This window comes from Williamsia sp. R60, assembly GCF_054063855.1.
In genome coordinates this window covers 673337-695967 of sequence record NZ_JBSSGR010000002.1, presented here as the reverse complement: position 1 = coordinate 695967, position 22631 = coordinate 673337, and the positions used below count along the sequence as shown (strand labels likewise).

Annotated in this window: 25 protein-coding genes; 4 read left to right on the top strand and 21 right to left on the bottom strand. The window is 65.1% G+C overall.

From position 1 onward, the window contains the following. Positions 1-17: 17 nt before the first annotated feature. Together ACVWY6_RS10180 and ACVWY6_RS10175 are read right to left on the bottom strand one after the other, a co-directional pair. Positions 18-1031, bottom strand: a complete 1014-nt coding sequence (locus tag ACVWY6_RS10180) for a hemolysin family protein (RefSeq protein ID WP_457537762.1) — start codon at positions 1029-1031, stop codon at positions 18-20. Beyond that, positions 1028-2383: a hemolysin family protein gene (locus ACVWY6_RS10175; protein WP_457537760.1), complete on the bottom strand. Its 1356-nt coding sequence runs from the start codon at positions 2381-2383 to the stop codon at positions 1028-1030. Before ACVWY6_RS10175 ends, ACVWY6_RS10180 begins: the two co-directional genes overlap by 4 nt. Positions 2384-2585: 202 nt before the next feature. Here ACVWY6_RS10175 and ACVWY6_RS10170 point away from each other — a divergent pair, with 202 nt between their 5' ends. Continuing rightward, positions 2586-3215, top strand: a complete 630-nt coding sequence (locus ACVWY6_RS10170; protein ID WP_023955367.1) for an alpha-ketoglutarate-dependent dioxygenase AlkB — start codon at positions 2586-2588, stop codon at positions 3213-3215. A gap of 6 nt (positions 3216-3221) precedes the next feature. Here ACVWY6_RS10170 and ACVWY6_RS10165 read toward each other — a convergent pair whose 3' ends face one another. Together ACVWY6_RS10165 and ACVWY6_RS10160 are read right to left on the bottom strand one after the other, a co-directional pair. Further along, complete coding sequence (locus ACVWY6_RS10165; RefSeq protein WP_023955369.1) at positions 3222-4109, bottom strand: oxidoreductase; 888 nt, start codon at positions 4107-4109, stop codon at positions 3222-3224. Positions 4110-4158: 49 nt separating this feature from the next. Beyond that, positions 4159-5928, bottom strand: a complete 1770-nt coding sequence (locus tag ACVWY6_RS10160) for an adenylate/guanylate cyclase domain-containing protein (RefSeq protein WP_457537757.1) — start codon at positions 5926-5928, stop codon at positions 4159-4161. 170 nt (positions 5929-6098) lie between these two features. Between ACVWY6_RS10160 and ACVWY6_RS10155 the strand changes: the two genes are divergently transcribed. Next, positions 6099-6656 (top strand): TetR/AcrR family transcriptional regulator, encoded by a 558-nt coding sequence (locus ACVWY6_RS10155; RefSeq protein WP_457537755.1) that lies wholly within the window; start codon positions 6099-6101, stop codon positions 6654-6656. A gap of 205 nt (positions 6657-6861) precedes the next feature. Here ACVWY6_RS10155 and ACVWY6_RS10150 read toward each other — a convergent pair whose 3' ends face one another. After that, positions 6862-7413: a YceI family protein gene (locus ACVWY6_RS10150; RefSeq protein ID WP_023955375.1), complete on the bottom strand. Its 552-nt coding sequence runs from the start codon at positions 7411-7413 to the stop codon at positions 6862-6864. A gap of 207 nt (positions 7414-7620) precedes the next feature. Here ACVWY6_RS10150 and ACVWY6_RS10145 point away from each other — a divergent pair, with 207 nt between their 5' ends. Together ACVWY6_RS10145 and ACVWY6_RS10140 are read left to right on the top strand one after the other, a co-directional pair. Beyond that, positions 7621-9243: an FAD-dependent monooxygenase gene (locus ACVWY6_RS10145; RefSeq protein ID WP_457537753.1), complete on the top strand. Its 1623-nt coding sequence runs from the start codon at positions 7621-7623 to the stop codon at positions 9241-9243. Between the two features lie 50 nt (positions 9244-9293). Continuing rightward, on the top strand, positions 9294-10025 hold the full coding sequence (locus tag ACVWY6_RS10140) for a pentapeptide repeat-containing protein (protein ID WP_457537751.1): 732 nt from the start codon (positions 9294-9296) through the stop codon (positions 10023-10025). A gap of 1 nt (position 10026) precedes the next feature. On the opposite strand, the gene ACVWY6_RS10135 is transcribed toward ACVWY6_RS10140, so the two are convergent. The 16 genes from ACVWY6_RS10135 to ACVWY6_RS10060 form a co-directional block, all read right to left on the bottom strand. After that, positions 10027-11145 carry an XdhC family protein gene (locus ACVWY6_RS10135; RefSeq protein WP_457537749.1) on the bottom strand — a complete coding sequence of 373 codons (1119 nt, stop codon included), beginning with the start codon at positions 11143-11145 and terminating at the stop codon, positions 10027-10029. 42 nt (positions 11146-11187) lie between these two features. Next, positions 11188-12417 carry a PP2C family protein-serine/threonine phosphatase gene (locus ACVWY6_RS10130; RefSeq protein WP_457537747.1) on the bottom strand — a complete coding sequence of 410 codons (1230 nt, stop codon included), beginning with the start codon at positions 12415-12417 and terminating at the stop codon, positions 11188-11190. Then, positions 12417-13232 carry an alpha/beta fold hydrolase gene (locus tag ACVWY6_RS10125; protein WP_457538571.1) on the bottom strand — a complete coding sequence of 272 codons (816 nt, stop codon included), beginning with the start codon at positions 13230-13232 and terminating at the stop codon, positions 12417-12419. Before ACVWY6_RS10125 ends, ACVWY6_RS10130 begins: the two co-directional genes overlap by 1 nt. Positions 13233-13369: 137 nt before the next feature. Then, complete coding sequence (locus ACVWY6_RS10120) at positions 13370-13918, bottom strand: DoxX family protein (protein WP_062795445.1); 549 nt, start codon at positions 13916-13918, stop codon at positions 13370-13372. An 87-nt stretch (positions 13919-14005) separates the two neighbouring features. Further along, positions 14006-14356, bottom strand: coding sequence for a nitroreductase/quinone reductase family protein (locus tag ACVWY6_RS10115; RefSeq protein WP_400725157.1), 351 nt, complete (start codon positions 14354-14356; stop codon positions 14006-14008). 72 nt (positions 14357-14428) lie between these two features. Next, entirely contained in the window at positions 14429-14791 is a 363-nt protein-coding gene (locus tag ACVWY6_RS10110; protein ID WP_023955389.1) for a TraR/DksA family transcriptional regulator, read from the bottom strand. Between the two features lie 120 nt (positions 14792-14911). Further along, positions 14912-15163 carry a hypothetical protein gene (locus tag ACVWY6_RS10105; RefSeq protein WP_457537745.1) on the bottom strand — a complete coding sequence of 84 codons (252 nt, stop codon included), beginning with the start codon at positions 15161-15163 and terminating at the stop codon, positions 14912-14914. Between the two features lie 66 nt (positions 15164-15229). Beyond that, positions 15230-16084 (bottom strand): ABC transporter permease, encoded by an 855-nt coding sequence (locus ACVWY6_RS10100; RefSeq protein WP_051721453.1) that lies wholly within the window; start codon positions 16082-16084, stop codon positions 15230-15232. Further along, positions 16081-16998, bottom strand: coding sequence for an ABC transporter ATP-binding protein (locus ACVWY6_RS10095; RefSeq protein WP_457537743.1), 918 nt, complete (start codon positions 16996-16998; stop codon positions 16081-16083). The genes ACVWY6_RS10100 and ACVWY6_RS10095 overlap by 4 nt, the downstream gene beginning before the upstream one ends. Continuing rightward, complete coding sequence (locus tag ACVWY6_RS10090; protein ID WP_457537741.1) at positions 16995-17927, bottom strand: phosphotransferase family protein; 933 nt, start codon at positions 17925-17927, stop codon at positions 16995-16997. The genes ACVWY6_RS10095 and ACVWY6_RS10090 overlap by 4 nt, the downstream gene beginning before the upstream one ends. A gap of 41 nt (positions 17928-17968) precedes the next feature. Further along, the gene (locus tag ACVWY6_RS10085) at positions 17969-18580 is read right to left on the bottom strand and encodes a flavoprotein (RefSeq protein ID WP_457537740.1); all 612 of its coding nucleotides are present in this window, start codon (positions 18578-18580) and stop codon (positions 17969-17971) included. Then, positions 18580-19605 carry an LLM class flavin-dependent oxidoreductase gene (locus ACVWY6_RS10080; protein WP_457537738.1) on the bottom strand — a complete coding sequence of 342 codons (1026 nt, stop codon included), beginning with the start codon at positions 19603-19605 and terminating at the stop codon, positions 18580-18582. The genes ACVWY6_RS10085 and ACVWY6_RS10080 overlap by 1 nt, the downstream gene beginning before the upstream one ends. Continuing rightward, positions 19602-20732: an insulinase family protein gene (locus ACVWY6_RS10075; RefSeq protein WP_457537736.1), complete on the bottom strand. Its 1131-nt coding sequence runs from the start codon at positions 20730-20732 to the stop codon at positions 19602-19604. The genes ACVWY6_RS10080 and ACVWY6_RS10075 overlap by 4 nt, the downstream gene beginning before the upstream one ends. Continuing rightward, the gene (locus ACVWY6_RS10070; protein ID WP_457538569.1) at positions 20729-21868 is read right to left on the bottom strand and encodes an insulinase family protein; all 1140 of its coding nucleotides are present in this window, start codon (positions 21866-21868) and stop codon (positions 20729-20731) included. Before ACVWY6_RS10070 ends, ACVWY6_RS10075 begins: the two co-directional genes overlap by 4 nt. A 227-nt stretch (positions 21869-22095) precedes the next feature. Further along, the gene (locus ACVWY6_RS10065) at positions 22096-22302 is read right to left on the bottom strand and encodes a hypothetical protein (protein WP_023955406.1); all 207 of its coding nucleotides are present in this window, start codon (positions 22300-22302) and stop codon (positions 22096-22098) included. Positions 22303-22382: 80 nt separating this feature from the next. Then, complete coding sequence (locus ACVWY6_RS10060) at positions 22383-22586, bottom strand: hypothetical protein (protein WP_133248684.1); 204 nt, start codon at positions 22584-22586, stop codon at positions 22383-22385. Positions 22587-22631: the final 45 nt, after the last annotated feature.

The window sequence follows — 22631 nt, the reverse complement described above, 5'->3', positions numbered from 1 at the left end:
CAGGCGCCGATTCGCGATCAGACGTCGGCGCCCACCGGCAGCAACCGCAGCAGCACATCGTTCACCGTGAGGATTCCCGGCTCACGGTTGTTGTCGTCGACGACCACCATCACGTGGTTGCTCTCGGCCTTGGCCCGCTGCAGCGCCTCGTAGACCGGGGTTGTCCCGGGCAGGGTCAGCACCGGGCGCATCAGCTCCAGAGCAGGACTGCTCTGCGGCACCCCGATGGTGTCGCGCACGTGGACCATTCCCTCCACCGTCTGACGGCCCCTGACCAGGATCCGCAGATGTCCACTGCCGGTGGCGGCTTCACGAACCCGCGCCACGGTGGCATCGGCTCGCACACTCACCGGCTCGTTGCCCGGCGTCAGCAGTTCCCCGATCGTCACGCTCTCCAACTCCAGGGCGGCCATCAACTGGCCGTGGTAGCGCTCGTCGAGCGTGCCGACCGTCGCCGAGTGCTCGACGAGGTGCCGTAGCGTTGCCGAGTCCTGCCCGGACTCGAGCTCGTCGACCGGTTCGACTCCCACCTTGGCCAAGAACCAGTTCGCCATGTGGTTGAGCGCCAACAAGATCGGCCGGGTCAGCACCATGAAACCCCTCATCGGCAAGGCGAGCAGCGTGGCCGATCGTTCGGGGTGAGCAATGGCCCATGACTTCGGTGCCATCTCACCCACAACCAGGTGCAGGAACGTGACGATGATGAGAGCCAGAACGAACCCGGCCACGTCGGCCAGCCACCGCGGGGCGCCCCAGTCATCGAACAGCGGGGTGAGCCAGTGGTGCACAGCGGGTTTGGTCACCGCACCGAGGGCCAGGGTGCAGACGGTGATGCCCAACTGCGAGCCCGCCAGCAACACCGACAGTTCGGAAGCGCTGCGCAGGGCAGCGCGGGCCGAGCGGCTGTCGGGTGCGGCGTCTTCCAGTCGGTGCCGGCGCGCAGCAATCAGTGCGAACTCGACGGCGACGAAGAAGGCACTGGCAGCGATCAACGCCACCGTGATGGCCAGGACAATCCATGGACTACTCATGAGTGGATCTCCGAACCGCTGATCGTCACCAGAAGCGATGACGGAACCCGGTTGTCGATGGCCAGCACCTGCGCCTTCAAAAGTCGCGGGGCCGGAGTCGACTCATCGACCAGGTCGGCCGGGTCGGGCGAAAGTGGGATGGCAACAACGTCGTTCACGGCGGGAAAGTCGGCGAAGTGGGAAACCACCAAACCCGAGAGCGTTTCGACATCGCCTTCCGGTATTCGATGTCCCACCAGGCGTTCCAGCTCGTCGAGGTGCACATCCCCGGCGATCGTCCAGCCGTCCTCGCGCGACCCGCTGACTGCGACGTGACCGTCGTCGTGTTCGTCGGCGATGTCACCCACCAGTTCTTCGGCGATGTCCTCGAGGGTGATCACTCCGGCGAATCCGCCGTACTCATCCACCACGAGTGCCATCTCCGCCGATGCGCCCACCAATCGCGAGACCACCTGCGGCAGAGGAAGACTGGTGGGTACGATCACCGCTTCGCGCATGCAGGACGCAGCGTCGGCACCGTCCGGCTGCGCCGACAGCAGGTCATGTAGATCGATCACACCCAGCAGATCATCGGAAGTCGTACCGACCACGGGGTAACGCGTGTGGCCGGTCCCCATCGTTGTCAGCACCTGCGTCACCGGGGTGTCGGCACGCACGGTGTCCACCCGGGCGCGCGGCACCATCGCGTGTTCGGCGGTGCGATCGGGGAAGTCGAGGATCCGGTCGAGCAGCGCGGAGAGTTCCGCGGGCAACTCGCCGGCATCGCGAGACCTGGCGACGATGTGCTCGAGGTCGCGAGCGGTCGCCGAGTGCTCCACGTCGTGCACCGGCTCGATGCGCAAGGCTCGCAGCAACAGGTTCGATGACTGATCGAACAACCAGATCAGCCAACCGAAGAGCGAGAGGTAGATGGTGGTCGACAGGGCAAGCCGGCGCGCGACGGGTTCGGGGCGCGCGATCGCGAGGTTCTTCGGGAACAGCTCACCGAAGAGCATCTGCACGAAGGTCGAGAACACCACCGCGACGACCGCGCCGACGGCGATACCTACGCCGGCGGGGATGCCGACTCCGCCGAGCAATTCACCCAATCCCCGGCCGATGAGCGGTTCGGCGACATAGCCGACCAGCAGGCCGGTCACGGTGATCCCGAGCTGCGCCCCGGACAACATGAATGATGTGCGCCGGGTGACCTCGAGCGCGCGGGCGGCGCCCGCATCACCTGCCTCGGCCCGGGCCTTGAGACGGGATCGGTCAACCGACATGAAAGCGAACTCTTGGGCAACAAAATAGCCGGTCAACGCGGTGATGAGCAGGACGACGCCGACACCGAGAGCGATGGTCAGGACAATCAACGCCGGGTCAGCCCCGCTCGCGGTTGTTCGCTGGTGATGCTGGACAAAGATGGGCGCGATGCGCTCGACATGACTCTTTCTGGCAGATGGCGCGTTCGTCGGCGACGAACCGTCGTTGGTAAAGAGTTACTTTACCTAAGGTCTGACAGTCTCGCCAATCATTTTATTCGCACGCGTGTTCGATACGAGTTATCCTGAAACCATGAATGCCGGTCGCCAGGCCTCGCTGTTCGAGGAAGTATCCACGGACCCGGCGCTGTCGGAGCTGGGAAGCGCAGTGGTCAGGCGCCCGCTCACCCACGGCGCCTGGGTGGACCTACGGCCCGGCTGGATAGTCGGCGCGGACGAACTGTTCAACCGCCTGTCTGCCGACGTGCCCTGGCGCGACGAGCGGCGCACGATGTACGACCGAGTACTCGATGTGCCCCGTCTGCTGTGCCACTACGGGGAACATGCGCCACTGCCGCATCCCCTCTTGGACAGATGTCGCGACGCCCTCGGCCATCATTACCGCCGCGAGCTACCCGAGGGGTTCGCCACTGCCGGACTCTGCCTGTACCGCAACGGAAATGACAGTGTGGCCTGGCATGGAGACAAGATCGGCCGGGGCAAGACCGAGGACACGATGGTCGCCATCGTGTCCCTCGGCTCACCCCGGCCACTCCTGTTACGTCCGGTCGGCGGCGGCGCGTCGTTGAAGTTCACCGTCGGCCACGGCGACCTGCTCGTCATGGGCGGCAGCTGTCAGCGCACGTGGGAGCACGCGGTGCCCAAGACCACCGGTGTGGGGCCTCGTGTCAGCGTGCAGTTCCGGCCGCGTGGTGTGCTGTGAGAAGAACTAGCGCGATACCTGCTCGAACGAGTACTCGACCCCGGTGAGTGATTCGGACAGGTCCCACAGTCCGGCTGCCATCAACTCATCGTGTGATCGCTTGTTCGACTTGGCGGGGCCGGGTGCGCCGCGCATCCCGCCCAACTGGGTCGGGCCATAGAACGCACCCGAACGCGCCTGCGGTGACGTTGCCGCATACAGCTGCGGAAGTGCGCCGTCGGCAGCGGACTGGGCGACGTACGAGCCACCCAGCGCCATCACGCGATCCCAGATCGACTCGGTGTGAGACTGCAACTCCGTCGACGCGTAACCGGGGTGCGCCACAATTGATTTCACGTGCGAGCCCACCGCCGTGAGACGCTTGGCCAACTCATACCCGAACAGCAGGTTGGCCAGTTTGGACTGACCGTAGGCCGGCCACCGCGAGTACCGACGCTGGCGGTAGTTGGGGTCTTCGAGATTCATCTTGCCGATCTGGTGCATGGACGACGACAACGTCACCACCCGATCGGACACCTTGGGCAAGAGCAGACCGGTGAGCGCGAAGTGCCCGAGATGATTTGTGCCGAACTGCATTTCGAAACCATCCGCGGTGCGCCCCTGCGGGACTGCCATCACGCCGGCGTTGTTGATCAGCACGTCGACCGGGCCCGTCCGCTCGGCGCATGCGCGAACCGAGTCCAGGCTCGCCAGGTCGAGTTCGGTGATCGTCGCGTTGTCGCCGATCCGCGCGGCGACCGGCTCCGCCTTGGCGACGTTGCGGCAGGCGAGGATCACCTGCGCACCCGCTGCGCCCAACGCGAGTGCGCTCTGCTCACCGAGCCCGCTGTTCGCTCCGGTGATGAAGAATGTTCGTCCGGTTTGGTCAGGAATATCCGATGTGTTCCAGCTCATTCTCACAACCTACCTTCGTTCGGGTCCCGCTCGGTTAGTTCGAAACATCTCATCGTCGGGGACGCAGCCCCAGCACCGTCGCCGGTATCTTCAGTGCACCCTCGACCAGTGTCCGGAGGTTCCACTCTTCCGAATCCTTCGCCAGGGCAACGGTGTACAGCTTGGTGGGCTCCGCGCGCCCACGCAGCACCAGCGACCCGATCGAGTGCCACTCTCCCTCCTCGACCTCGGACGCCGCAAGCGCCGAACCACTCGCCAGCACGTGTGAACGCACTGATTTGGCGGCCTCGGACAGTCGTGCCGACTCGTTGACGGCGTCCCCCACCACGGTGTACTCGTACCGCGTGGTCGCGCCGATGTTGCCGGCGAACACCACACCTGCCGAGACACCGATCGAAAACCGCAGTGGCCGCAGTACTTCGAGCTCGGAATGCAGATCGCGCGCCGCGGCGAGCGCGGCTCCTGCCGGGTCGTCCACGGTGCTGGGCGCCCCGAAGATCGCCAGCGCCGCATCACCCTCGAACTTGTTGATGAAGCCGCTGTGCCGATCGACCACATCGGCGACGATCGCGAAGAAACTGTTCAAGATGGCCGCCACGGTGTCCGGGGCTTCGCGTTCAGCGAGCCGGGTGGAGCCCTGGATGTCGACGAAAAGGACTCCGACAAAGGTGTTCTCGCCGTGGAAGCCGTCGCCGCGTTCCATCGCGAGCTTGGCGACACCGTCGCCCACATGTCGCTCGAAGAGTTCGCGGATCTGCTCGCGCTCGGCGAGTCCACTGACCATGTCGTTGAATCCCTGCTGCAGGATGCCGAGTTCGGAGGAGTCGTAGACGTCGAGGACGGGATACGTGTGCGCCACCTGCACCTCCTCCATACCCACGCGGATCTCACGCAGTGGGTCGGTGATGGACCGCGACACCAAGAACGTGGCGCGGATGCCGCCGAGGAGACAGAACGTCGCCAGCACGACGGTGGGGGCGTCCAGTACATAGCGATTCTCGGGCAACCAACCCGTCGCGCGGCCCACGTTGATGGCGATGATGCCCAGCAACGGCACCGCGGAGAACACGATCCACACGGCGAGAAGCCGTTCGCGGACGCCCAGCAGCGACCCGGCGAGGACTCCATCACGCATCGCGATGGCGACGATCGGTCGCGAAACACGTTCGACGAGAAGGTAGGTGAGACAACCGGCAGATGTTCCCGCCATCAGGAACGCAGAGCCGAACACCACGAACTCGACTGCGGTACCGCCCAGCCCGAAGGGTATGTAGATCGCCGCCCCGGTTGTCCAGGTGACCATTGCCGCACTTGCCTGTTGCAACGGCATCATCTGGATCGATCGTCGCCGGGCGGGCGAGGCCGCGACGGCCTTGGTGAACCACATCAACTGCGGATACACCAGGTAGGCGCTCAGGCTCCCACCGATGAGAAGGGCGCCGACCACGGAGGCGATGATGACCGGAACATTCGACGTGTCGACCATCCCCCACACACTCAACTCACCGCCGGTCATCACCAGCCGCACCATCACGATCATCTCGATGGCCGCGAAGGTGTTGCTGGCCACCAGGCCGAGACCGGCCAGGATCAGGAATCGGTTCGCAACGTGCCGCCGGCTGGCCGGGCCGTCTTGACTAGGGTCGGGTACCCCGATCAGGAACTCGTCGATCCGTCGAACCGCACGTGACGCGCCGACGAGCGGTGAAGTGGTGGCGTGAGCTCGGGCGATGCGGCTGCGACGCGACAACTTGGCCACTGCGGCACGCTTGCCGGAGACACCACTGAGCAGCGATCGCCAGCCGATCGGGTGCGCCATTGTCGGATTCCGCCTTCTCTCGCCGCTGATCATGCCCCCGGACGTGGCCAGATCGCGATCGAAGTCTTGGCTGAGTATACATAGCGCAACTCGAGTTGCGTTAGAGTCGATCAGTGACCCAGTCCAGTTCGCCGAAGCGGCCAGTGCGCTCCCATCGTCGGGGTGCGGCGGTGCGCGACGGGGTCATGTCGGCGGCGGTGCACGAGTTGCTCAACGTCGGGTTCGACGGGCTCACCATCGCGCAGGTGGCCGACCGCGCAGGCGTGCACGTCACATCGGTGTACCGACGGTGGAAGACCAAGGAGCAATTGGTCACCGACGCGCTGATCAACCACCTCGACCCATCGATACCGGCGCCCGACACCGGTACGCTCCGGGGCGACCTGATCGCGATGTGTGCCGACCTCAACGTGTCGCTCACCAGCCCACAGATGAAGGCATTGCTGAGATTGTCTGCGATGCCCGTGGAGATAGATCCACTCGGCGACGCCCGGCGGCGCATCATCGACGCCAGGACCGAGGCACTCAAGACGGTCTTCGCGCGAGCCGTCGACCGCGGCGAGCTCAGTGCGGACAATCAGCCCGACTACTCCATCGCTGTCGAGGTGATCCATGCGCCGATTTATGCGCGGGTGCTGCTCAACCGCGAGCCGGTGACCGCTGACTTCGTGGCCTCACTGGTCGACATGCTGCTGACCGGACTCGGCGGGACCCGCTCCCCCACATGAAGTTCGCCCACATGGAATTCGCGCCGCCTGCCTGCGATCGCTCCTGTTGTAACGGGCGCTACGTCGGCGCGCGGCGCGAATTTGACGAGGGCGGGGGCCTACAACGGCCCACACAACGCCGAACGGCGGCCGCGTCACCGGGTTCATCCGGTCGCGGCCGCCGTGGCGGATGCCTGATCAGCGGGATCAGGCAGGCGAGGTGAGGTCAGGCTGCGGCTTTGCCGGCCTCGATCTCGAGGGTGATGGTGATCTTGTCGCCGACGACGGTGCCGCCGGTTTCCAGGGGCATGTCGATGTCGATGCCGAAGTCCTTGCGATTGAGCACAACCGAGGCCTCGAAGCCTGCGACAGGGCCGTTGCCCATGCCGGGGTTCACGCCGTTGAACTCGAGCTTGAGGGTGACGGGCTTGGTCACACCGTGGAGGGTGAAGTCGCCCTCGAGCAGGTAGTCGCCGCCGTCGGGCTTCACCGAGGTGGAGGCGAAGGTGGCGGTCGGGTACTTCTCGACCTCGAAGAAGTCAGCAGACTTGATGTGTCCGTCGCGCTGTTCGTTGCCGGTGTTGATCGAGTTGACGTCGATCTCGGCGGTGACGGCAGGGTTGCCGTTCTCGTCGACCGTGATGGCGCCGGAGAAGTTCTCGAACTTGCCGCGAACCTTGCTCACCATGAGGTGACGTACGGAGAAGTTGACGGCCGAGTGAACCGGGTCGATGGTCCAGGTGCCGGTCTCGAGTGCGTTGTTTACTGCAGTGCTCATTGTGGTCTCCCTTGTCGAGCTGTGGTTTCGCCTACGTGAAGTGTAAACGGACCTCGGTCCGAATAATTCCCGAGTCCACACTCGGGCCATACCGAGGTTTACTGAACTGCGGTTATCCACCGCAGATGTGACCGGAACCACACTGCGTCAGACGGAATTGCCGCATAATTCGGTGCATTCAGGCGGCTCGAGAACAGGTGGTTACCCATGGCCGAGACGGACGTCCTCATCGCGGGCGCAGGACCGATCGGCCTCACCGCCGCGATCGAACTGAGACGGCGCGGCGTGCGGTGCCGCATCGTCGATCCGCTGCTCCAACCCCCGCAGTACGCGAAAGCGGTGGGCGTCCAGCCGCGCACCCTGGAGGTCTTCGAAGGGATGGGTGTGCTGCGCCAGGTCCTGGACACGGCCACCCAGATGCGTGGCCAGATCGTGTACGTCAACGGCGAACGCGTCAGCCAACTGGAACTGACACTGCCCGACGACATCCCTTTTGGATTCACCGCTATTCCCCAGTACGACACCGAGCGCATCCTGCGCGACCGGCTGGCGGCCCTCGACCTCCCGATCGAGCGAGGCCTTCGTCTGACCGGTTTCGAGCAGGACGCCGACGGTGTCCGGGCGACATTGGCCGGCGATGACGGCGAGCAGACGGTGCACGCGCGTTATCTCATCGGCTGCGACGGCGCGCACAGCATCACCCGCAAGACCCTGGGTCTGACGTTCGAGGGCGCGGCGTTTGATGAGCAGTACATGCTCGGTGATGTCGAGGTCGATTGGGATCAGCCGGCCGGATTCGGCATCCGGTCCATGCATCAGACCGACGGTGTCACCGACGACCTCCTCGTGTGCATCCCGCTGCCCGGCCGCGGCCGCTATCGCATGTCGATGCTGGTGCCCGACGAACTCACGGCGAAGAACACGACCCCCGAGCCCGGCGCAATCGCGCACGGTTTCGAAGCCGGTCGACCGCCCGAACTGCACCACATCCAGGAGGTCCTGGACCGGCTTGCGCCCGAGCCCACCCGCGCCACGAACCTTCGGTGGTCGTCGGTGTTCCGCATCAGTCATCGCATCGTCGATTCGTATGGCACACAGCGGGTTTTCGTCGCGGGCGACGCCGCCCACATCCATCCTCCGACCGGCGCGCAGGGCATGAACACCGGCATCCAGGATGCCCACAATCTGGCCTGGAAGATCGCCTTGGCCGTCGCCGGGCATGCGTCGCCCGACCTGCTCGCCAGTTACGACGCCGAGCGTCGTCCGATCGGCGAGGAGGTGGTCGGGAGAACCGTGCGCAGCGCCCGCGAGGGCATCGGCGCCGACTCCGACGACCTGACCCACATCATCAAACGTGAGGCCCAGCTCCTCATCGACTACGCCGGCAGCCCGATCCTCGGAGACGCCCCGGCCGGGCGGGCACTCGTCGCTGCAGGTCTGCGGGCGCCCGACTCCACGGGCCTCACCCGACCGGCCGTCAGCGGTTCCTTCCGACTGTTCTCGCTTCTCGATCGCCTCCGGCACACCGCAATCCTGTACGTGGACAACATCTCCGGCATCGACGACCTCACAGCGCTGGAAGATGTCGCGGCAACTGCGGCCGGTGCAGCCCACGACCTGCTCGACACGTACCTGGTGGTTGCCCCAGGAGTCGATCCCGGGCCGAGCCTGCTGCCCGTCATCACCGATTCCGATGGAATGTTCGCCGCGGCGTACGGCCCGGGCGAGCGGTCCCTGTACGTCATCCGCCCCGACGGGTACCTCGGATACGCCGAGCGCGGCATCGACGCCGGTGCAGTGGTGGACCACCTGAAGAAGACCTTCAGCTGACTCGTTCGTGTTGTCCCGCCGAGACGGGCTGCGTACGCGATGATGAATCGGTGATCGCGCAAACTCCTGCTGACGGATCAGGACCCCGGTGGTGGGTCAGAGACGTGGTCGTGGCCGGGGTGGTCGCGGTATTCGTCAGTGTCGCCACGATGATCGGCCAGAAGATCATCGACGACGTGCGCGCGGACCGTGACCATGAGATCTCGGACCGCCAGAGTCAGCGTGCCGAGCGCCTCGAGAATCTCCGCTTTATCCGGGGTCGGTCCAATGCCGATCCCACTGTGGAGCGGCCGTTCTACGGACTTGACCTCGCCGGATTGAGCCTGTCCGGTCTGGATCTACCCGGCGCGAACTTCAGCGAGGCCGACCTGCACGGATGCGACCTGCTCTCGACCAATCTGCAGGGAGCCAATCTCTCCTACGCGAAGCTCGGCGACACCATCTTGCTGGGCGTCGATCTCCGTGATGCCAATCTGGTCGGCGCGGAGTTCACCGACGTCACCATCGACAACGAGGTGGCCGCCAATCCGGCGCCCGGGCAGGCAGGCCGGCTGACCAGTTTCGACGGCGCGGCACTTCAAGCGGTCGACTTCAGCGGGGCCGTTCTGTGGGATGTCAGCTTTGCCGGCCACGATCTCAGCCGCGCCAAGTTCACCGGCGCAACACTTTTCGGGGTGGACTTCAGCGGCGCCAACCTCACCGATGTCGACTTCGACGAGGTGAAGTACAACGGCGCCACCGTGTGGCCCGAAGGTTTCACCCCGCCACCGAGCACCGACTGACTCACTCGTGGTGGATACGGCCGTCGGTCTGCGACAGCGGCCGGCCCGCCCCGCCCCAGCGGCGGGCGATGATCTCGGCGGCGATCGACACCGCCGTCTCTTCCGGGGTACGGGCTCCCAGATCGAGCCCGATGGGGCTGGCGAGCCGACTCAGTTCGTCTTCGGTGAGTCCGGCGGCCCGCAGACGCTCGACCCGGTCGTCGTGGGTGCGGCGCGACCCCATGGCACCGATGTACCCGACATCCGGTATGCGCAAGGCAACCTCGAGTAGCGGCACGTCGAACTTCGGGTCGTGGGTGAGAACGCAGATGACACTGCGCGCATCGAGTGCATCGGCTTCCACCTGCGCGGCGAGATACCGATGCGGCCATTCGACGATCACCTCGTCAGCGGTCGGGAATCGTGCGGACGTGGCGAACACCGACCGCGCGTCACAGACGGTGACGCGATACCCGAGAAACGAACCCTGCTCCGCGACAGCCGCAGCGAAGTCGATGGCGCCGAACACCAGCATCCTCGGCCGCGGTGCGTGGCTGGAGACGAACACCGACATACCTTCGCCGCGGCGCTGACCGTCGGGGCCGTAGGTCAAGACCTCACTGCGTCCAGCAGCAAGCAGTCCGCGTGCGTCGTCGACAACAGCGCTGTCCATCCGGTCCGATCCCAGTGTGCCGCTGACCTTCCCCGGCGTGATGATCAGCCGGCGGCCCACTTCCTCGGTGTCGGTGTGGTCGATCACGGTCGCAACAGCCACGGGCCGATGATGTTCGATGTGGTCGGCGACGTCGCCGAGTTCGGGAAACGTGTGCTGTGAGATGGCTTCGGCGAAGATGTCGATCACGCCGCCGCACGTCAGGCCCACCGCAAACGCGTCGTCGTCGGAGATCCCGTAGCGCTGCAGTACAGGGATCCCCGTGCGCGTCGAGTCGATTGCGAGTTCGTACACGGCGCCTTCCACACATCCACCTGACACCGAACCGCTCACCGTTCCGTCCGATGCGACCACCATCGAGGCGCCTGGCGGTCGCGGCGCCGAACGGAAGGTTCGCACAACGGTTCCCACACCGGCCGTCCCGCCCGAACGCCAGATCTTCATCAGGTCAGTCAGCACATCTTGCATGTTCACCTTCATCACCGCCGAGGTCGTGGACAATTCCAACCATCAGGTCGATGTGTTCTCCCGTGGCACGCCCAGCGCCATGACCGCGGTGTCGTCTTCCAGACCGGTTCCGAAGCTCGCCAGCAGTTCACGCAAATCATCGACGATCTGTTCGGCGGTGGTCGGTGTGTGCGCTGCCGCGAACTCGATCAGCGCACCGTCGTCGTCGTACCGCTCTGTGCCAGGCCCGATTCGGGCCTCGGTCAGCCCGTCCGTGTAGAGCACGAGGGTGTCGCCGGCCGACAGGTGCACCCGTTTGGAGACGAATTTGGGGTCGCGGAGGATGCCGACGAATTGGCCTCCCGCGGTGCTGATGTACTCCGCCTCCCCGTCCGCGGTGAGCAACAACGCCGGAGGATGTCCGCCGCTGGCGAGGTGGACGTCGAACCCGTCGTCGCGACGGGTCAGAACACCGAAAACAACTGTGCAGAAACGTGGTTCATCACCGTGGTAGTTCGAGTGCAGTACCGCGTCGAGGTTGTGCAGCACGGCAACGGGGTCATCGTCGAACACCGCAGCGGACCGCAGCGTGTACCGGGTCAACGATGTGACCGCCGCGGCGGTTGCTCCTTTGCCGCACACATCTCCGAGGAAGAAACCCCACTTGTGGTCAGAGAGGGCGAACAGATCGTAGAAGTCGCCGCCGACATCGTCGGTGGACGCAGGGTGGTAGTAGGCCGCCGCATCCATGCCGGCGGGCGGGGTGAGCGACGGCGGCAGAAGCGAACGTTGCAGGGTCGAGGCGAGTACCTGGACACGGGCCCGTTCGTGCTCTGCCATACGCCGTTCTTCGAGCAGCTGCTTCTCGTACGTCCTGCGGTCGCGGGCATCCTGCAGGGTGATGCGTACCAGCACCACCGACCCCGAGGCGTCGGTCTTGACGTTGGCGGTGACGAAGACGGGAAGGCGTTCACCCTGTGCCGCAACGAGATCCACAGTGATCCCGCTGAGCTCGCCTTCAAGCTGCAACAAGGGCGCGAAGTGGGTTTCGTAGTGGATTCGACCACCGGCGGTCAGCAGATCGGTGAAGGGCTGATCCAGCAGCGCGTCCCGTTCGAATCCGAGCCACGACGCGAGAGTGGCGTTGGCCCGAGCGATGCGGCCGTCGGGCCATGTCGACAGGTAACCGCATGGCGCGTTCTCGTAGAGATCCTCGAGGTTCTCTTCGAGGATGTCCGCGTGCGTGATGGAACGGCTGCTTGGTTGCCGGAACTCGCCTGGACCCCGCTGCATCAGCGGTTGCCGGCAAACGCGGTGATTGCCTCCGTGGTGGCCTCGGGCGCACTGAGTTGAGGACAATGACCGCTCGCGTCAAGTGTCACCAACTCACTCCCGTCGATGCGTTCGTGAACATAGGCGCCGACGTGGCGCGGTGCCAGAGAGTCCCTGGCGCACTCGATGACGAGGGTTGGGATGGTCACCCGCGCGAGGTCCTCACGGTTGTCGGAGAGGAACGTGGTGCGCGCGAAGACAAGCGCCTTGGCCGGATCGGTGCGGCAGAAGCTCTCGGTCAGTTCGCCGCCGAGCTGGGGCCGATCGGGATTGCCCATGATGTTGGGGGCCATGGCCTGCGACCAACCCAGGTAGTTGGCTTCCAGCGACTCGAGCAGTTCATCGATGTCGGCCCGCGTGAAACCGCCCCGGTAGCCGTCGGAGTCGTCGTCGACATACCGCGGCGAAGGAGTGAGCAGCACGAGTTTGGCGAACCTGCTCGGATCGGCCGCGACGGCGAGGACACCGATCATCGAAGCGACCGAGTGGCCGACGAACACGACGTCGTGCAGGTCGAGACCCTCGACCAGGGCGAGGACGTCTTCGGCGTAGGCATCGAGCGTGGAATAGCGCTTGGCGTCCCACGCCGAGGGGTCCGAGGCCCCGGCCCCGACATGGTCGAAGAGCACAACGCGGTAGTCCGCGATCAGTCGTTCGGTGACCAACCTCCACAAATTCTGGTCACATCCGAAACCGTGGGCCAACACGATCGTCGGGCCACCGTCCCGCCCGACGATCTTCACATTGTTCTTGGCACGCACATCCACGTCCCACATCTTCTCATCCGGCACACCGATCGTGGTGTCGCAAGTGCCGGAAACGTGCCCACCCACACCTGCGCGCCGGTCGTGTCGCCGACGTCGAGACCCGACGCCGACGACACCGACGCGACCCGGAGACGAGCTGGACGCGACTAAGCGGTCTCGGTGGAGTCCGCTGCCGCGGACGCCTGCGCAAGCGCCTTCTGACGTCGTGCCACCACATATCCCGCTCCGGCGCCCGCAGCCGCCAAGGCACCGATGGCCACTCGGCTGGTGTTGAGGCGATGCCCGAGAGCGGCGTCGACGGAGTACTTGCCGGGTCCGGTCAGAGCCAGCGCTGCGGCGGCAAGGCCCAGCGTGGCCGGGTATTCGTAGCCGCCTGCGGTTGCGAAGAAGCCGGCCGGTTTGTGCACCGAGGCCGCGCCGATCATCGCGCCGACAGCACCGGCGGCGGCCACCGGGGTGGCAGCTCCGATTGCGATGAGCGCTCCCCCGGCTTCGCTGATACCCGCGACGGCCGCAGAGGGCTTGGCCGGCTTGAACCCCATCCCGTCGAACGCGCCGGCGGTGGCGTCGAGGCCGTGACCGCCGAACCAGCCGAAGAGTTTCTGGGTGCCATGGGCGAACAAGGTGCCGCCCACGCCGACTCGCAGTGCCAACAGACCGATGTCCAAGGTGGACCGTTTTTGTGCAGATGCCATGGTTTTGTCTCCTAACGACACCGAAACGATACTCCGGTCCGTTTAGGTCGAGGCGCGACCACCCCCTGACATCCGGGGGCGCCGGCGTCAGGCGATCTGAGCGTCGAGCGTCACCTTCACCGACACCTGGCCGCGATCGTTACGCCGACTGACCGCGTGTCCGGTTCGTTCCGCGCCGTGAAGCGTCACCGTCACAGGCCCGCCCTCGCCGGCGAAGTTCCGCCACCAATTCTTCTTGTCGGGGAGCGCAACGCCGATGAGCAGCTCGTCACCCCGCTGCTTGTAGCTCACCGGCAGACTGAAGGTCTTTCCCGACTTGCGGCCCGTGTAGGTGAGCATCAGCATCGATCCGCCGGCGACTTTGTCGACCCCGGGCGCCTTCATCGCCGCGACGACAACTTTGTTGACCGCACCGGCAACCTTCTGAAATGTGTTCACGTCCGTACCTCTTCTCGATCGGTCATGGTGTCCGATCTCACCGTAATCACCCTGACCCGCGACGGCCCTGATTCACCACTGCCTCGATTGGGACCGCGATGCGCAGGTGATGCACAGCCGGGCTGCGGGGAGGGCTTCGAGCCGGGCTTCGCCGATCTCGTTCCCGCACTGTTCGCAGATGCCGTAGGTTCCGAGCCCGAGCCGCGCCATCGCGGCATCGATCTCCGTCAGGCGCGCCTTCGAGCGGGCCACCTGCGCAACCAGTTGTCCGCGTTCGAATGCGAGGGTGGAACCTTCCGGATCGTGTTCGTCGTCGGAACTCGCGTCGGCGCCGGCCTCCACCACAGACCGCAGCCGTGCCGACATGGTCTCGATCAGCGCCAGCGTCGCCGCCCGTTCGTCGACCAGGGCCTTGCGATCGAGGTCGTGATTCATGCTGCGATGGTACGGATCTCCACTGACATCGGGTGCATATTGCCCGGTCGCGACGAGCACCCACACAAACGTCCGGCCCTGCACCGTCGGTACAGGGCCGGACGTCTCGCCTGGCGAACCCTACTTCTTGAGCAACGACGCCAGGTGGGTCGCCGACTTGAGACCCAGACGTGGCTCCGCCCTACGGATTTCAGCGATCGCCTCGACCTGCTTGTCCGCCGGGATCCCAGCGGTGTTCAGCACGCCCTGCGCCCATGTGGTCGCGCGAGCGATCGCTTGTGGGTCGTCGGCGTTTTGATGTTCGCCGAAGATCGCGACAATCTCTTCTCGGGGGTTGCGATGGTCACCGACGATCAAGTCCTTGAACGACATCGTGTTTCTCCTTTCGGTTCCCCGACATGCGATTTGCACGCCAGAACTACAACGGGTGCTCGGAGGTCAGTAGCCCCGCGCGGCACGACGCTGCGCGAGGGCTTCCAGGCGAGCACCTGACTGGCGGCGGGTCATCACCCGCAACGCCCGCGGCGCCAGGACAAGCCCCAGCACCGCCCACGCCACGGGTACCCCGATCGCCAGCACCACCTGTCCGACACCGTCGAATGTGGTACCGGGGACCAGCGTCACCCGTGACAACAATCCCAGCCAGTAGACCGGGAAGAACTTGATGGGAACCGTCAGCCAATCCGGGAGGTCCCCGATGGAGAAGAAGATGCCCGACACCGACATCAGGGCGTACGCCACCAACGAGATCGGGAAGATCGCCAGCGGCGACTTCACCAGGCTTCCGGCGACGGCACCGATGGGCACGGTCGCGAACAACGTCAACGCCGCGACACCGGCCAACGCGACCCATCCCGCGAACGTCCCGGGCAGGATCGGAGCGACGAAGATGTGAGCTGGGATGAGGATCAGCAACGCGGTCACCACACCGGTCACCAACAGACTCAACGTCTTTCCGATCAGATGCCCTGCGAGCCCGTAGGGCAGCGTCCGGACCCTGAGCATCGTTCCGTCGTCCTGTTCGGAGACCAGCTCCCCGCAGATCCCGACGAATCCACCGACGAACAGCGACGCGGCAGCGATCCCGGCGAGCATCCCGACGGCACCTTGCCCACCCAGGACATCGCTGACGTCCACGTTGGTGAAGATCAGGACCAGGGCGATCGGAACGATCAGGTGACCCAGCGCGCTCGGCCGGGTGAAGCGGATGACCAGTTCCACCTTGGCCTGCAACGCCCCGAACTTCACCACACCGAGACTGCCGGCGCCGGCTCGCGAAGCGATTGTTGTCATGGTCGGACCTCCTCGGCTGTGTTGTTCTCGCGCACGATCGACAGGTACACCTGCTCGAGGGTGCCGCGCTGAACCTCCAGATTCCAGGCGCGCTCGGGGCCCGTGACCAGCTCGCGCACCAGCAAATCGGAGTCCGCGACCACACGACGCCGTGGACCCTGCTCCGTCATCCACGACACGGTGCTGGTCGAGGCCAGCGTGGCGCGCAGTTCGGTCGGACTCCCGTCGGCCACCACCCGACCGTGATTCAGGATGATGATGCGCTCGCACATCTCTTCGGCTTCGTACAGATTGTGTGTCGCCCAGATGATCGTCGTGGAGTGCGCCAGGCTTCGGACGAGATCGTAGAAAGACTGCCGGATCTCCGGATCGAAACCTGTTGTCGGCTCGTCGAGAAAGAGTAGTTCCGGCCGGCTGATCAGTGCGGCGGCAACGTCCACCCGACGGCGTTGACCTCCCGAGAGGGATCGAATCTGCTGATTCGTGCGGTCGCCCAGTTCGACTGCTTCGAGCAACTCGTCCACCGGCCAGAGATTCGCCACACCCGCTGCCCGATGGGCCGCACTGATGTACCGCAGGAAGTCACCGATCTTCCACGTCCCGTGGTCCCGCCACGCCTGCAGCACCACGCCGAGGCGCGACCGCCACTGCTCGGGCGCATCGTCGGGGCGGTGGCCCAGCACTGATACGTTGCCCCCGGACGGCTTTCGCAGACCCTCGAGGATCTCGATCAGCGTGCTCTTGCCGGCACCGTTGGGGCCCAGTACGGCGACCTTCTGGCCGGAAGGGATCTCGAATCCCACGTCTTTCAGCACATCGGTTGTGTCATAACGCATGGTGAGTCCGTCTACGCGAACGCTCGTCGATCCGGTTCGACTCGAATCGAGGACGTTCATGGACGTCTGGCTTGTCATGATCGTGTCCCATCGTCGGGTTCGGTGTTGTCGCGCATGTGTTGTCGTCCGGTCAACCACGTCACAAACGGGGCAAGGCCCGCAAGGTGGTCCGTACGGCCGGTGGTCCGCACGAAGTCGAACATGTGGAGTGCGATGCGAGCAGCCACCACATCGTCGAGGCGTCGTCGATCGACCTCTCGACCGGATTGCGCCGAGTAGCCGTCGAGCAGGGCCTGCGCTGCTCGACCGAACGGCGCCGAGTGCGCGGCACCGAGGGACCTACCCGAGTTCGCGGCGGTGTATTCGAACTCCGTCAGTTCACCGATCATCCAGCCCAGATCGAGTTCAGGAGGCCCACTGCACATCTCCGGCCCGATCGCGACCTGCACGGTCTTGTGATCGTCGTCGGTGAACACCGACCCCAGGCTGAAACCGCCATGGCAGGTCAGGTGCGGCCCGTCGGTGATCGTCCGCGCGATCGATCGGAGCGCGCCCAGCGTCTGCTCTGGTAACGCTGTGTGCACTGCCGACACGTCCGCCCGAGCATCGGTGGCCGACAGGTAGGAACGCAGTCGTCGCACGTGGGGGCTCTCGGAATCCCCGGGCGGATGCGGACCGACGCCGTGCAGGCGAGCCACGAGTCGCCCGAGGTCGGCCATGCTCTGCAATCCGTTGTCGGTCAGGAACGCCGGGCTCACCACAGGCCACAATTGGCCGGCGAGTTGATCGCCGACTGCCAGGTCGAACCGGAACTCGCTGTCATCCACCCGTACCCCGCGAACGAACGCGGCACGTCCGACAGACGGGGCCACGGTCTGGCCCCATTGGTGCTCGGCCTCACACTGTTGCCGATAGCGGCGGGTCAGTGCGAACGACGAGCCGGTGTGCATGAGCCGCTGGTACCAGGCCGCGGTGTCGAACTCCCAGACCGTGGTGGCAGTGTTCAATTCAGCAGCGTTCAATTCAGCACTGTCCGTCCCTGTGCCGTTCATTCCGAGCTCTCCAGCTGGGATTGATCGGCCAGTGCGGACGACAACGCCTGCGCCGCAATCGGAAACAGAACCGGCGGCAGGCCTTCCAGATCCGGATCGCTCACGCTGAAGCCCTTCATCGGCGCCAGCAACTCGACGTTGGGACGGTCCTCCAGGGCTTGGCGGTGCCGATGCCATACCGGTGTCTGGGTGAAACCCGGTGGCGCCGAGGCGGCCACCACCACCGGGGCGGTACTGCCCTGAATGGCCAGCATCGCCGGCGAATCACAGAGTCCGGCAGAGAGTCTGGACACGAAGTTCATGGTGGCCGGGTGAACGAGATACCCCTGCGCCCACTGTGTGAGATCCACGTGAATCGGCCGGTGCTCGTTGTCCTCCCAGCTGTCGATCACCGGTTCGTACCCAAACCCTCGGATGGTGCCCAACCCGACGAACTGCAGGGAGGCTGGGGTGAGGACCACTCGGACCTGCGTGGACGGGGAAGTCGAGCGCAACCATCCCAACCACGAGTGAAGGAAAGCCGAGCCGAGGGCTCCCGTAGCCATCACCACGATCCGGCGTTCGGCGAGCCCGTCGATGCGGTACGACTGTGGGTTCGCGCCATCCATCAGGCAACCACCCCGGTGGATCGGGCAGACATCCGCGGGATCGCGTGCTCGGGGATCGTCAGGCGCGCAGATGATTTGGCGTGGAGCGCGGCCAGGATCTCCTCGAGATCCTCGACCGCCTGGCCTGCTCCATGGAGTTTGGCGACACCGAAGACGTTCAGGACAACCTCGTGCACGCCACGCCGGTGCAGGTCGGCGACCGAGTCGACGAGTTCGTCCGCAGACCCGTACAGGTAGGTCCCGGACGAGACCAGTTCACCGGCGCCCGCCCACGAATCGGATTGATCGACGGCGACACCGCCCTGTCGGAGCATGTCGGTGTAGTGCGGCGCGCTCAGATGAGCTCCGACCGCGGCATGCGCGAGCTTCTGCGGATCTCGTCCCGGACGGCGGATGGCCATGTGGACCACAGCGGCAACTCGAGGTGCGGGTCGGTCGTGTTGTGCTGCGCTCTCCCTCATCTCGGGGATCAGGACATCCTCGAGGTACCCGGCTGGGGTGAGCCAGGTGATCGCCCATTCCGCGGCCCGCCCGGCACACCGGGCCATGCTCGGACGAAGAACCCCTAACCCGGTTTCGACCGAGCCGAACATCTTGTCGACTCGCTCCGGGCCGTCGGCCGGACCCGTCTGCAGAGGTCCGGGAATGATCTCTTTCACCTGATCGAGGAACTTCCGCGCCGAACTGACCGGCGCCTTCATCGGCGCGCCATAGAGGCTCTGCTGCAACTGCGCACTTCCGGGACCGATCCCGGCCACGTAGGTGTGGCCGGTCAGCCGCCCCACCGATTGGGATTGGACAGCAAATCCGTGAGGCTGGAACAGGGGATAAAGCGCCACGGCACTGCCGAATTGGAGCGGATATCCCCGGCCGGCCAGCGCAGCCATCGTGAGATGGGAATCGACTGTGGACGAGTGACCGAACCACAGACGATGGCCGCCTCTGCGGGCCGCCTCCGCATAAGGCACCACCGGACCGATGGCAACGGGCATCTCCGGATACATGATTCCGATGTTCGAGTTCACAATTCAACCCACTTTCCGTTGGAGCAATCAGGTGAGAGCACCACAGCACCGAACCCGTCTGGCTCGTACATGGTTTCGACCGTGCGGGTCAGTGTGTCGACGCCGGCGCGAGCGACCAGATCCTCTGGCGACCCGGTTGTGTCCAGCGCCGAATCCAGAGAACCCTCGTATATCGCCGCGCGTTCGTCCACCGCCGACTGCAAGGAATCACGGTCGACGATGGTGCGACCGATCAGATAACGCGCCGCGTCCACCATGCTGGGCCGCGTGAGCTTTCGATGCGCGAACTGGTCGAGAGCGGTCCGGATGGCGTCGTCGCAGGCATCTTCATCGCCCGGCGTGGTCTGTACATCGACGACCAGCAGATGCCGTCCGTCGCGCTGCAACAACGTGGACTGAGGGCTGTAGCTCAAACCGCGCTGGCCCCGAACACAGTCGACGAGGTGTGAGCCGTACACGCCCCCGAAGGCCACATTCACCAGGCTCCGCGCGAGTCGCTCGCCGGGGTCTGTCGGTGGGTCGATGAACCGATACCACCGCACCCACGATGACCTGACCGGGACCTGGGCCCAGCGCCGTGTCGTCACGTCCGGCCGCCGAGGTGTTCGGCGCGCGGTTTCCCGCTTCGGCTTCACGCCGTTCTCCACTGCGGTGTCGACCACGTCGCAGATTCGGTCACGGGCTGAGTGGAGCGCGGATTCGCAGTCACCGCCCCCGACAACCACGTCGAAGGACAGCGTGGTCAGGATGGACGTCAATTCACCTTCGGTGGGGTCGGTCTCGTCGTGGGCGTCGAAGGTCAGGGCGGTGATCAGTTCGGCCGGCGAGGTCGGCGGAGATGCCGGCGCGATCATGTTGTCTGCAAACGCCTTTCGCCAGCTGTGGAGTCTGGCCACCAGCTCATCGACAGCGCGGGGATCCGATCGCCACGTCGCGGTGACAAAGATCCCTTCGGAGCCGGCGTGGGCGCGAGCCGAAACGATGCCGGCCCGGTGAAGCCCCTCGGTGAGGGTACGTGCCAGACGCGACCGCGCACCCCATCCCACCGCCGGTGTTGTCACGAGCGAGACGTACATCAGGTCGGTGTTACCCCGCACCAGTACGTCCTCGGTCAGCAGGCTCGTCATGATCGACCCACCCCTATTGGCGCTGCCGAACTCAGTGTCCCGGCCGCACACGTGCGCGCAAGCCCGAGGTACTGATCGATCTCTTCAGGTGTTGTCTGTGCGACAGCGCAGCGGCGTGCCCACGTCTGTATGCCGAATGCGCTGTCTCGAGCCAGCATCGCGGCGTGCGTCGCCGTGCTCGACAGTTCCTTGTCGATGTTGTCCAGCGCGCGCTGCTGTGCGTGCACAAAAAGCTCGGAGCGTCGATCCGAGGGTGTATCGGCCCACTGCGGAACCGCGATGTCGGCGCCGTGAGGCCGACTTCCGATGAGAACACGGTGGTCCGGCCCCATCGCTGCGCCGAACAGTCCTGCTTGCCAGTGTGTTCCGGGCGAAACGGCGTTGGCCCATTCGACCGCGATCATGGAGTGCGCTTGTGCCGATTCCGGGGCGGCCCCGTGTGCGTCGGGTACGTATCGAATCGACGAGTACATGGGAATCTGGGTCGCAACAGAACTGTGCCGATGGTGCGGACCATCGAGCAGGTCGCCGAAAGCCGCGGTGTAGGCGTCCGTCGCGGCTGTTTCCGGTTCACCCTCTTCACAGCCGAGGAGATCCAGCACCAGGTCGGGACTCCACGGCCCGGCAACACCCACGGCCACCGGTGCTGGCGAATACGTGCGACCCAGGAAGTTCTCGATTGCCTCCGGCGTGGCCGCTTCCATATCGGCGAGATCCGAGAATCCGTTGTGGCGCAGTCCGAAGTCCGTCGACAACACGCCCAGTGCGTCGATCCAGGGAAATCCCGCCGTCGGCGAGGTCGAAATACGGCGTGCCACCTCCTGCCGGATGATTCGGCCCTCGCATTCGATGTCGACCGACGTGATGCGCGGTGGTGCAACCCGTGCGATCGCCCGGTCGATCCAGTCCGGGATTTCGGCTTCGGCGGGCGCCGGGATGACAAAGCTGTATTCGGTGTGAAACGGGTAGGTCTGCGCGTTCGAGATGCCGCCGACACGGACTATCTGGTCTTCGACTTTCTCTCCCAATTGATCTCGAGCGTACTGATGCATCAGATGCTCACTCAAATGGGCGAAGCCGGCCTCCCCGGGCCGCTCGTGGGTAGTCCCTACCGGGATCACCACACTCAGTCCCATCGTGCGCGCGGACTGCACCCGGCTCGCAGTGATGTGACACCGACCCCGACGCCGGCAAGTCATCGTGAACACGCCATGCCTCGGCATGGTCCGAACTCCACTGCTGTTCAACGCTTCTGCCCGTCCCTTCGCAATGCTCTACCGGACTGTGTTCGGCGCCGCCCGATCACCCGGCGCCGCCACGGAGACGGCAAAGCGCGTCTCCGTGGCAGGCCTGGAGTGCTACGTCAGCAACCTGCGCCGACGGTGATGCTGGTGCTGGTGACAACACCGGCGCTGGCACCGACCGAGAAGGCAGCGCATTCGGGGCTGGAGGCCGACACGAACGCCGAGACCGGGCTGATGCCGGGTGCCGATTCCGCATTGACGTGTGCGAGCTCTTCGCTGCGGACGTAGTTGGCGTATCCGGAGATGAGTGACTGGGAATTGGTCATGATGCTCCTTCGAGAGTGGATGGTCTGATCTTTGGATTCTCGGATCGAGAGGGTCAGGCGTGTCGAGCGTGGTGGAGCGGTCAGCAACCCCAGGTGATGGTTGCTCCGACACCGCCGGAGCTGATGACGCTCACTGCGGTTCCACACGCGGTCGACGAGGTGCCGATGAAGCTCAGAATGCCGGGCGTCGCGGACGGAGCTGCTTCACTCATCTCGGTCAATTCCGGTGCTGCCGCGTAGCTGCGGTATCCAGCCACCAGGGACTTCGTAACTGCCTCTGACATGATGTCCTTCCTTTCGTTCGTTCGGTCATTTCCTGATGTCGAGGG